An 11,916-nucleotide genomic window follows, 5' to 3' on the forward strand; every position below is an offset into this window, starting at 1 on the left:
ACACCGAGATAAGCAGCGATCAGTTTTTTAGGAACCATATTATAAAGTTCGGGATAGAGTTTCAACAACTCTTCATACCGTTGTTTCACATTATTATTCATCAACGACAACAACCTTTTTTGAGAGGCCACATATCCTTTATTGGTCCGCCACCGGAAAAAATGTTCTACTGCATGAATTTCACTACACAGTTTTTCCCGGTCACTATTGGTAAGGCAAAGCACTTCTGCATCGGTAATACAGTCAACGTTGATAGTGGCATTGGTATGATTGTATAACGCATTATAATCAGAGGTCCACCAGGTAGGCATGGCAAACTGCAGGATAAACATTTTCAGATCGTCATTGATGAAGAAAGATTTTAAACAACCGGAGATCACGAAGTATTCGCCATCTACCTGGGCACCTTCCGTAATGATGGCCTGTCCTTTTTTAAAACGCTGACTTTTAAAATGAGAGAAGAAATAATCAAACTGCTCCTGCGGCAGCACGCTCATTCTATCTATATGAGCCTTTAAAATATCTTTAGCGTCTATTGCCATATAAGTGCTATTTCATACTACTTTTTTAAAGGTAAAGATTTTCAGATAGAAAATTATTATTGGCCAGGCGTTGATGCAAACGGGGTACCCGGCTTGCATCAGCTGCCTATGATGGAAAGTCAGCTTTAATAGTAACTGATTTCCACTGTTCCAGTTCTGCCGACATGGCCGACAGTTTTTCTGCTGCCCTGTTATAAGCATCCTTTCCCAGGAACAGGTGCATGGGCGGCTCGGGGTTTTCTGCCAGCTCTATGAAAATCCGGGCTGCCCGATCCGGATCGCCTGCCTGTTGGCCGTTCATAGAGAGGTAGCGTTCCTGCGTATTTTTTACGGCCTCATATCCCTCGATCCCGGAGGTGTTTAAGGCAAGGGAGGTTGGTGTGAGGAAGCTGGTCCGGAAACCGGAGGGTTCCACTACGGTGACTTTAATACCAAATTCCTTTACATCCAGTGCGATCACTTCAGAAAATGCCGCCACTGCTGCTTTAGTGGCAGCATAAACGGACCATCCATGGGCGCCTGAAAATCCGGCTACAGAGCCGATATTGAGGATATAGCCTGATCGCTGGCGGCGCATGACTGGTAGGATACTTTTGGTTACATTGATGATGGCCAGTACGTTTGTATTGAAGATGTTCTTTACCTCCTGTTCCGGTATTTCCTCCACCGTTCCCACCATGCCATAGCCGGCATTGTTCACCACTACATCGATGCGTCCGAATGCCGACAGTGTTTGTTGAATAGCATCACTGATACAGTCGGTATTATTCAAGTCTACCGCCAACGGAAGAAAGCGTTCCTGGTCTATTAAGCCAACAGCCTGGCTTAGCTGATGCGCATTCCTGGAGGTGGCGGCCACCCGGTATCCGTTATCGAGCAGCTCTTTCACAAGGCTGAGTCCCAGTCCCTGGGAGGCCCCGGTTACAAACCATACTTTTGAAGTGTTCATCATTTAAATGTTAAGGTGTTTAATTTATTCCGTCACGTCAGTCAACATTTTGTTCACGATCACCCAGCGGTTATCAATCTTGTGAAATGAAAGGAGATCGTAATAATTGAAATCATACATTTTGATATTGACTTTGGCAAATGCGATGGAGTTGATCACATCAACCGATAAGATCGTTCCTTTAAAGGGCTTTCCGGAGTCTTTAGGGGTTTGACGATGCGCCACACCATCCAGGTATTGTTCAAGTGTTTTGGCGTAAGGCTGTCCTTTAATATCCCCGAATAGTAAGGTGCCGGGATATAGAATTTTGCGCAGGGTGCTGATATCTCCGTTGTAGAGCCCCTTGAAGTAATAATCTTCCAGTGCCTGGGTGATGGCTGCTGAATCTTGCTGATGAGTGTCCATTTTCTTTGGGTTTTGCGCTTTTGCTACCAAAAATGCCAGTGATAGAAAAGCCGTCAATAAGCGTGTTTTCATACTAATTCAGATGATGACCAGCTGCCATGCCGCCGTCTACATTGATGATGGCGCCGCTGATAAAGTTACTCCTCGAAACGGTATATACCATTTGCGCGATGTCTGTTACTTCGCCTACCCGGTTGAGCAGGTGTAAGCCCGCGCTTTGGTCCGCATGCTCGCCGTGCATAGGTGTGCGTATCACACCGGGGGCAATGGTATTCACCCTTATATTGTGTTTGCCGAATTCCGCTGCCAGTTGCAGGGTAAGTGCATGGATTGCTCCTTTGGAGGAAATTGGCGCCGTAGAAGGGCCGCCACCAAGTGCATGATTTACTAATGGTGTACCGATATTGATCACCACACCATTGTGCTGTTTGAGCATCTGCGGAATAATGGCCTGGGTGGTAAAGAAGGTCCCTTTCAGGTTTGTATTCAGGAACCGGTCGAGATAAGCTTCATCTACTTCGAGGAATGGTTTGGTTTCATAAATGCCGGCGTTGTTCACCAGCACGTCTACCGCGCCAAATTTTTCTATGGCGGTTGCCAAAAGTTTGTCGCCGGTACTTTTATCCGCCACATTGCCTGCTACCATGGCCAGACTGGGACCTGCACCCAGTTCCTGGTACACCTGCGCGAGCTTTTCGGCAGTGGAAGAATTGATGATTACGTTGTCGCCGTTTTCCAGGAAATGACGGGCTATTTCTTTACCGATGCCAGAGGAGGCGCCAGTTACTATTACTGTCAGCTTTTTCATACTATTATTTTTTATCAGCGGTTATACCTTTTTCTCTCAGCACAGACACCTGCTCTCCGGCGTATCCCCAGTCTTCCAGGTCAATTTCCTGGATCACCACATGGGTTAACCGGGGATCTTTATTTAACACTTCAGTGATCAGATTGGTTATCCCTTTGATCAGTGCCTGTTTTTGTTGTTTGGTTACACCTTCCCGGGTTACTTCTATTTTAACGTAGGGCATGGTTTAAATTTTTGTGCCGGCCACTGCTTATGCAGCTTTGGCGGTGATGTTAATGTTTAATTCAAAATCGTTGTAGATCAGGGTATCGCCCAAATCCTTGAAGAAATTCCCTGAGCGGAATCTTATCCCGTATTTGGTACGATCAATGACCAGCTTGCCGGTGGCGGTTAACAGGTCGCCGTTTACCTGGAGGACTGCATCAAATTCCACCGGATGAGTAATCCCTTTGATGGTCAGCGCGCCAGCCACATGATTGCCAGCAACGGATGTGATTTCCAGCGATGCTTCCGGATAGGTGTCAATAGAGAAGAAGTCATCAGAAGCCAGGTGACCAGCGAATTGCGCATTGGTGGCAGGGTCAGTTACGTCCAGTATTTTGATAGAGGTGGTATCGATAATGAATTTACCACCGGTAAGCTGCCCCTCATTCAAAATGATCTCACCTTCTTTTATGGCAATGGTACCATTGTGTGCGCCAGTTACTTTTTTGCCTACCCAGTCAATATTGCTTTGGGTATTTACGATGTCAAATTTTTGATTTTTCATTTTTGTAGTTTTTAATTGTACAGCAAAGATGAAAAGGATTTCTCAGGCGGTAGTGTGATCTGCATCACTATTAAAAAGCGTCATCACGTATGTGATCCAGGTCACATAAGTGCACAACGCCACTGCGGGAGCAGTGGCGTTGCTGTATAGTGCGCTTTTTAAAGAACCAGGGCCGGATTTAGGAAGAAAAGGGGGGTATGCTATGCTACACCCCTCATAGGGGGATATCTCGTTTCAAACGTCATGCATATAACATCGTGGAATAAGTGGAATTTATGTGAGCTTCAAATTTTAGGAATGTTTATTACCTGCAACTGTGCTGTAAATCGTTGGATTTTCTGTTGTTACCTGCTGCTTATTATTTTCCGTGTTGATGCGCAAAGCCCGGCTATCATCACCGGAAGGGTCGTTTCTGCATTTTCGCAGGAGCCATTGCCTTATGCCACCGTATACTGGAAAGGCGGCGGCTATGGCTGTATGACGGACAGTGTGGGGTACTTCCATTTGAAGAAAAGTCATTATAACAACGATACGCTGATTGTCCGCTATGTAGGGCACCAGGTGTTATTTGTGCGCCCGGAAATAACCAGTAAGCCGGAGACCTTGTTAATTCAACTGGAACCGGCGGTGAAAGCAGGTGTGGAAGTAAAGGGGAAAACAAACAGAGGGCTGGTATGGTGGCGGCAGATTGTAGCACACAAGCGGGAAAATGCCCCGGGATACTATGATACCTATTATGCAGAATTGTATAACAAGCTGGAAATAGACATTGCTAATCTCGACAAAACAAAATGGCAGCATTCAGGCACCATGAAGCCATTTAAATTTCTACTGGATCGGGTGGACAGCATTTCTGAAAGCCGGTCTTTTTTACCTGTTTTTTTAAGCGAAACCATTTCCGACTACTATGTCACCACATCGCCGCCACGGGTAAGGGAAGAAATTAAGGCATTGCACAGTGGTGGGATCAGGAATGAATCTGTGATGGAATACCTTGGTGGCATCAACCAGAAAATCAATTCCTACCAGGACTATATGCAGATTTTCGGGAGGGAGTTTATCAGTCCCGTAGGTGCTACCGGCGACAAATACTATCATTATAAAGCCTTGGATACGATGATGGTGAATGGCGTGCCTTATTTTCACCTGGCCTTTACGCCCAAACGGGAAGGAGAAAATCTCTTTAATGGAGATTGCTGGATTCATGGTCCTACCTGGGCCTTATCGAAAATCAGCATGAATGTGAATGGAGCGGTGAACATTAATTTTGTTAAACGATTGGAGATTATCCAGGAATTCGGAAAAGGGAATGAAAAGGAGTGGATTGTATCGAAAGATAAATTTATTGTAGAGCTGGCACCACTGGGAAAGGAGAAAAATACCTTCATTGCCCGCAAAACAACGCATTATCAGCAGGTGAAAATAAATGACCCTGGTGCCAGGATAAAGATTTCAGCAGGCCGCAATAAGGAGGAGGTAGTGATTGCGGATAGCGCAGCCACTGCGGGCAGCGCTTACTGGAATCAGCACCGGCCGGAGACCCTCACCAGCAATGAGGCGCTGGCAATGACATTAGTGGATACACTCAGAGCAATGCCTGCCTTTAAAAGTCTCAGTGATAAAATAACTTTTCTGTTAGACGGCCACTTAAAACTGGGCAAGGTGGAAATAGGACCCTGGTATAAGTGGGTAAGCCGTAATCCGGTAGAAGGTGTTCGTTTGCGCTTTGATCTTGGCACCACGCCGGAATTTAACCGCCACCTGCGCTTCTCGGGCTACCTGGCTTATGGTACGGGTGACAAGGCGCTCAAAGGAAAAGTAGCCATGGCCTGGAATCTTCCAGGGAAAAATTCATATAGTATATTTACTTCTTTCAAAGATGATCTGGACAACCGGCAGCGTGGATTTAACGGGGAAGAGGTTTCCCTGGATAATATCTTCGGGCAGGTAGTCAGACGCAGGGGCATTCCGCAGAAGTTCATCCGGGAACGCGAAATGAAATTCAGCGTATCCAAAAAGTTGCCGATGAATTTTTCGGTGGAAGGCACTTTCCTGCACAGCAGCTTCAGTACCATGTCGCCGTTGCCGCCTCACAAAATATTTTTGCCTGAAAATAAAAGCGGAAATGTTGTCAATGCTGAATGGCAGCTGAAGGTGAGGTATGCATTGGGGGAACATGAAATACGGACACCACGTAAAATACGGCGGATAAAAGGTAATCTTCCGGTAGTAGAACTTTTGTATGGAACAGCTGCTGCCGGTGTGTTTGGCAGCCAATATGGATATGAAAGGGTTAGTCTTAGTATCAATCAGCGTTTCCGTATCCCGCGGTGGGGGCAGGTAACTTACCAGGTGTATGGAGGCCGGATTTTCGCAGATAAATTACCGTTTATGCTGTTGCAGGTACATCCTGGCAACGAGACCTATTACTATAATAAAGAGTCCTTTAGTTTGATGAATAAATATGAATTCATCAGCGACAGGTATGCAGGCTTTAACCTGGAACATAATTTCGATGGTAAGTTGCTTAACCTGTTACCATTTATGAGAAGAAGTGGTATACGCCAGTTCTGGAATGTGAAATCTGTTGTTGGAGATCTCTCACGTGAAAATATTATTTATAACAAAATGGAATTTCCAGGTTATGGTATGCATTCTTTTAAAGGAAAGACTTACATGGAAATAGGAACCGGTTTTGACAATATCTTTCATTTCTTTCGGATAGATGCTGTCTGGCGTTTGTATCCGAATGGAGCAAGCAGCTCACAACGGTCAGGGTTTGGTATTTTTGGAAGCTGCAGGCTGCAGTTTTAGCAGGTGCTGGATTTAATCAAAAAATCATAAATGCGGGGCTCCGGTTCACGGGCCCCGCTTTTTATTGAAGATATCCCATCCCCTGGCCAATTTGCACGATCTCCGGGTCCTTCCTTCCTCCCTCTTTTGAAATTTTTTTTACGCCGCGCATAGGGGTAAAGTAATTTCACAAACGTGTACTATTGGTAACCATAAATATTTTAGTACATCATGAAAAAGTATGTTAATCTGTTAGGGGCAGTGCTATGTCTTCTGATCACTAATTGCATTCCTTTAATGGCCCAGAAAGCCTCATTGACAAAAAGTAGCGTGGTAAAGGAAGACAGTGTACTGATGCTGAACGGCGAAACCAAACACGGAAAAATAACTGGTGTAGGAACAGATGTTGTTTTATTTGTACATAGCGGAGAAAAGTTGGAATATTCTTTAAAAAGAGCAGACATCCATAAAATTGTGTTTGCCAGCGGCAGAACAGAGATCGTAACTGCTCCTGCCGTGGCTAAATCTCCTTCCGACAGCTATCCTCCCATGGAACATAACCTGATCGCTGTATTACCTTTTAAATACCGTAGCGTGGGAGAGCCGCTGGAACAGATCAATGCAACCAAAGAAAAGCTGCAGGACGATACCTATTCTTACCTGAGCAAACGCAATGGCATGTATAAATTCCAGGATCCACAAACCACCAATGCGTTGCTGATCCGGAAAGGCATTGACGAAAACACGGTCAAGGCCTATACTTTTGATGAGCTGTGTAAAATACTGGGCACAGAATACATCGTACAGGGAGGTTTGTCGCGCAGCAGCAAAGAAAATGTATCCAGTGCGGAAACGAAAACAGTTAATAAAGATGATGACCGCTTAAGACAGAATAAAGCCGCCAGCACGGTAGTGGAAAAGACTTACCAAAATGAGGTGTCTGTACTTATTTACAACCGGCAGAATGATAAAATATTCGACAATCACCGTACGGCCATTTTATCACAAGAAGATTCTTATAAAGACGCATTATTTTATATGCTGAAAAGATGTCCGATCTACAATAAATAGGAACCATGTGAAAGAGTGCGTCCCCCGGAAAGTGTCTGACTTTCCGGGGGCGCTTTTTTTTGATTAGCCTGGCAGCCTTGCTCACCAATGACCAGGTAGCTATATCAGCTGTACCATCCGGAAAATAATAAAGGGTATAAAAACATTTCGGTTTAGACTGCTGACATAGGGTTGTCACATGGGCAGAATAGCTTTGTGTTATTCTAAACAAAATGAATAGTCATATGAATCTTTCTTCTATCCGTATTATTACTGCTGATATTAAACGCCTTGTTCAGTTTTATGAGACCGTGACCGGAATACCATTTACATGGTATACAGATGATTTTGCCGAAGTGCGTACACCTCTTGGGTCTCTGGCTATTGGAAGTACACGTACCCTGGCACTTTTTGGAGGAGACACGGTAGCCAGTCCTGCCAGCAACAGGTCGGTTATCATTGAATTCCAGGTGGAGGATGTGGACAAAAAATACGAGCAGTTGGCGGGCATACCGGGCGGGGAGGTGGTGCAACAACCAACGACTATGCCCTGGGGTAATCGTTCGCTGTTATTCAGGGATACGGATGGTAACCTGGTTAATTTCTTTACTCCGCTGACGCAGGAAGCAAAGCAAAGAGTTGAAGCAAAGATGTAGAGAAAGCCTTACAGAGGCCGTTTTCATCCATAAGGATGAAAAACGGGATATACATCTCTTTGGATGTCCTTAACGTATGAAAGCCGCCATTATAGCGGCTTTCATACGTTAAGGTGTGCTGCCGGGGTGACCTGGAGGGTTGGTTAACCATTTTTCATTTGCTTCTTTGTATATATCATCTAAAGTTTTAAGGGGATATTTCGGTTCATGCGAACTCCGTTGACGTTAAATATTTTATCGCCCATAACATATAATATCGCATACCGATAGAATTGCCATCGCAGGGAGTCAAACTACATTTATAATGTTAACCAATTGTTGAGCATTAAAATCTAAACTATCCATGAGAAAAGTTCTACTCTTCGCAGCAGCGTTGCTGTGCAGTACTGTAGCGTTTGCACAGGACTACTGGAGGGCACATACTGATGCCGCCAGAATTACAACCGACAAAGCCGTAGCCCGGCTTGCATTTCCGACGAATTTTAAATTGTTTGATCTGAGTTTCGCTCCTTTGCGGAATGAGGTATTCAAAGCTGTCGGTAATAAGTCAATACATGCAACAATTATCTCTCTGCCTAATGCAGACGGGCAGGTTGAACAGTTCGAAATTATAGAGGCTTCCAATTTCGAACCTGCATTGCAGGCTAAATTCCCTGAAATAAGGGCATTTTCCGGAAAAGGTATTACCGACAAGTATGCCACATTAAAGTTGAGCATTTCTCCGCAGGGGATACAAGCGATGATCTTCCGTACGGGAAAGGAAAATGAATTTATTGAACCTTATTCTGCAGACCATACTGTTTACACAGTATTCAAAAAACAGCCGAAGACTTTACCCTGGAAGTGTTCTACCCCGGAGCAAAAAATGGCGACTAATATAGGTAATCGCTTACCTGATGTTACTGCCAGAAACACGGGTGATATGAAAACAATGCGGCTGGCTCAATCAGTTACCGCCGAATACTCCAATTATTTTGGTGCTACCAGCGCTTCACAGGTTTCATTGGTACTGGCAGCTGTCAATGCTACGCTTACCCGTTGCAACGGTATTTATGAAAAGGACCTGGCTATCCATCTTAACCTGATCGCGGCAGCCACCAATGTGTTTTATTATAATCCTTCAACAGATCCATATTCTGATGCCAGCTCAGGTGCCGGCGGAGCGTGGAACGGTGAGTTGCAAAGCACCCTGACTTCTGTGATTGGTGCCGCAAATTATGATATCGGCCACCTGTTTGGTGCATCCGGCGGCGGTGGTAATGCCGGTTGTATCGGCTGTATTTGTGTGGACAATTCAAAAGGAAGTGGCTTTACTTCTCCCGCGGATGCTATTCCACAAGGAGATAATTTTGATGTCGATTATGTAGTACATGAAGTAGGACACCAGTTGGGCGGTAACCATACTTTTTCCATGAGCAATGAAGGCACAGGCGTTAATGTGGAACCTGGTTCAGGTATTACTATTATGGGATATGCCGGTATTACCAGCCAGGACATTGCTCCACATTCTATTGATATTTATCATGCTGCTTCTATTGCACAAATCCAGTCTAATCTTTCCAGCAAGACTTGCCCAATAACTACCAGCATAGCCGGCAATAACGCAACACCCGTTGCCAATGCCGGAGGTAATTTTACTATTCCTATCAGTACCCCGTTTGTACTTACCGGTTCAGCTACTGATGCCAATGCAGGCGATGTGCTGACTTATTGCTGGGAGCAAAATGATAATGCTTCCTCCTCACAAACAGGATCCAGTAGTGTGGCCAGTCCTACCAAAGCATCTGGTCCCAACTGGATATCATTTGCGCCTGGTACGTCCCCAATAAGATATTTCCCCAAAATGGCCACCATTCTTGCTGGCGGTTTAGTGTCCGGTCCATTGCCTGGTGGTGATGCAGGAGCTAATACGGAAGCATTGAGTTCCGTTTCAAGAACTTTGAAGTTCCGCCTAACGGTAAGGGATAATGCTCCTTATAGCTCTACAGCTCCGGTAACTATCGGGCAGACCAATTTTGCGGATATGACCGTAACGGTCAGCAATTCATCCGGGCCTTTTGCAGTGACTGTTCCTAATACGAATGTATCATGGGCTGGTAATTCATCACAAACCATCACATGGAGTGTAGCGAATACCACGGCGTCACCCGTTAGTTGCGCCAACGTAAAAATATCCATCTCTACAGACGGAGGCACTACATTCAGCACATTAGTGGCAAGTACGCCCAATGACGGCACTGAGGTGGTAACTATTCCTAATACACCCACTACCACCGCAAGAATAAAAGTAGAAGCCGTAGGCAATATTTTCTTTGATATTTCCAATACCAACTTCACTATTACCTCTGGCTCATCCTGTGCTTCTCCGGCAGGCTTAAATGCTTCTGCTATTACTACTACATCGGCTACAATAGGATGGACAGCAGTAAGCGGAGCAGTATCCTATGACGTGGATTATAAGGCCACCTCATCTGGTACATGGATCAATGCAGCAACAGGAACAACGGCCGTTTCTTTGGGCTTAACAGGTCTTACTACAGGAACTACTTATGATTACAGGGTAAGAACCAATTGCAGCAGCGGTAGCAGTTCTTATTCAGCAGCACAGTTTACGACCACATCTACAGGCACCTGTAACGCACCTACTGGTTTAACCAGTTCTGCTGTAACAGCTACCGGAGCTACTGTTAGCTGGACTGCCGTAAGCGGTGCCCTGAGTTATGATGTAGATTATAAAATTAATTCATCCGGTACATGGACGAATGCTGTAACCGGAACCACTTCTACTTCTGTTAACTTAAGCGGATTAACATCAGCCACATTGTACGACTGGAGAGTAAGAACAAATTGTTCAAGCGGAAACAGTACATATGCTGCTGCACAGTTTACTACCTTAACGACAGGCGGTTGTTCAAATGTATTGGATAATTCAACCAATGGCACCATTGGCGGCGCTGCCATCATTCCATTTAATACGGATGTCACTGGTCTCATCAGCCCGAGTGGTGATATTGATAATTATAAGTTTGTAATCACTACAGGCGGTACTATTACGATTACATTGCGCACATTGCCTGGCGATTATGACCTGAAATTGCTGAACAGCGCAGGTACACAGATTGCTATTTCACAGGCAGGTGGTACCAGCAATGAAACTATCAGCAGAACCGTTACTGCGGGTACCTATTATGCACAGGTGTACGGTTATAGTGGGGCCAACAGTAGTACCACTTGTTATACATTACGTGTACAATTAGGTACTGCCAGCCGCGCAGCTGATCTTATTACCACCGATGTGAAAAAAGTGATTGTATATCCGAACCCTGCCAATAATATCGTGAACATTAAGCTTCCGGATTTCAAAGGAAAATCAGATGTGAGTATATTGGATGCTAACGGAAATGTGGTATTGCATCGTGTAGTGAGCACAGCTAGCACGCAGCTTGATATTTCCGGATTGCCTGCAGGTATTTATATGATCAGGATTACGGATGGAATAAAAGAAGTGAGTACAACGAAGATCATTAAACAATAAAGACAAATACGGATTCCGATAGAGAAAAGCCAGTGCCTGGAAAGGCACTGGCTTTTTTAAAATAAATTAATAAGCTGGTTTGTAAAACTGAAAATAAACGATGGTTATCATATATTGATCTTATTTCTGGTTATTTGGGCAAAACTAATTTTGGGATATTGTATTGTGGAATAAATTATCCTATATTTAAGTGTTATATTTAGATGAATCTTATCCGGATTGAAAACGTTAGTAAAGAAATAAATATTCTAAAGCCCCCGGCTTGTCAGCTATAGACTTGCCTGGAATGATTCCACGAACATTAGTTCCAGCTTGTATTTGAAGAAATTAAGATTGTAAAATGATGTAGAGATGCGATTGTGCTATTATGTGGTGCCAATTTTTTTATTTGCCGCATAGATGGCTGGTC

Annotated in this window: 10 protein-coding genes; 4 read left to right on the forward strand and 6 right to left on the reverse strand. The window is 44.5% G+C overall.

Features of this window, described 5'->3' with window-relative positions:
• From AC1DP6_RS35630 to AC1DP6_RS35655, 6 genes are all read right to left on the reverse strand, one after another.
• Positions 1-542, reverse strand: a 542-nt coding sequence (locus AC1DP6_RS35630) for a Crp/Fnr family transcriptional regulator (RefSeq protein WP_477059164.1), incomplete at its 3' end; no start/stop codon positions are given.
• 106 nt (positions 543-648) lie between these two features.
• Positions 649-1,494, reverse strand: a complete 846-nt coding sequence (locus tag AC1DP6_RS35635; protein WP_477059165.1) for an SDR family NAD(P)-dependent oxidoreductase — start codon at positions 1,492-1,494, stop codon at positions 649-651.
• A gap of 21 nt (positions 1,495-1,515) precedes the next feature.
• Entirely contained in the window at positions 1,516-1,968 is a 453-nt protein-coding gene (locus tag AC1DP6_RS35640) for a nuclear transport factor 2 family protein (protein ID WP_477059166.1), read from the reverse strand.
• A 1-nt stretch (position 1,969) separates the two neighbouring features.
• Positions 1,970-2,704, reverse strand: a complete 735-nt coding sequence (locus AC1DP6_RS35645; protein WP_477059167.1) for an SDR family NAD(P)-dependent oxidoreductase — start codon at positions 2,702-2,704, stop codon at positions 1,970-1,972.
• A 4-nt stretch (positions 2,705-2,708) separates the two neighbouring features.
• A complete protein-coding gene (locus tag AC1DP6_RS35650) occupies positions 2,709-2,927 on the reverse strand; it encodes a tautomerase family protein (RefSeq protein ID WP_477059168.1) in 219 nt (72 codons plus the stop codon).
• A gap of 27 nt (positions 2,928-2,954) precedes the next feature.
• On the reverse strand, positions 2,955-3,473 hold the full coding sequence (locus AC1DP6_RS35655; protein WP_477059169.1) for a YceI family protein: 519 nt from the start codon (positions 3,471-3,473) through the stop codon (positions 2,955-2,957).
• A gap of 297 nt (positions 3,474-3,770) precedes the next feature.
• Here AC1DP6_RS35655 and AC1DP6_RS35660 point away from each other — a divergent pair, with 297 nt between their 5' ends.
• The 4 genes from AC1DP6_RS35660 (at position 3,771) to AC1DP6_RS35675 (ending at position 11,507) form a co-directional block, all read left to right on the forward strand.
• Complete coding sequence (locus AC1DP6_RS35660; protein WP_477059170.1) at positions 3,771-6,287, forward strand: DUF5686 and carboxypeptidase-like regulatory domain-containing protein; 2,517 nt, start codon at positions 3,771-3,773, stop codon at positions 6,285-6,287.
• Positions 6,288-6,497: 210 nt separating this feature from the next.
• Positions 6,498-7,337 carry a hypothetical protein gene (locus tag AC1DP6_RS35665; RefSeq protein WP_477059171.1) on the forward strand — a complete coding sequence of 280 codons (840 nt, stop codon included), beginning with the start codon at positions 6,498-6,500 and terminating at the stop codon, positions 7,335-7,337.
• A 224-nt stretch (positions 7,338-7,561) separates the two neighbouring features.
• A complete protein-coding gene (locus AC1DP6_RS35670) occupies positions 7,562-7,972 on the forward strand; it encodes a VOC family protein (RefSeq protein ID WP_477059172.1) in 411 nt (136 codons plus the stop codon).
• Between the two features lie 343 nt (positions 7,973-8,315).
• Positions 8,316-11,507 carry a reprolysin-like metallopeptidase gene (locus tag AC1DP6_RS35675; RefSeq protein ID WP_477059173.1) on the forward strand — a complete coding sequence of 1,064 codons (3,192 nt, stop codon included), beginning with the start codon at positions 8,316-8,318 and terminating at the stop codon, positions 11,505-11,507.
• Positions 11,508-11,916 lie beyond the last annotated feature (409 nt).

The organism is Chitinophaga sp. 01L420 (genome assembly GCF_056399985.1).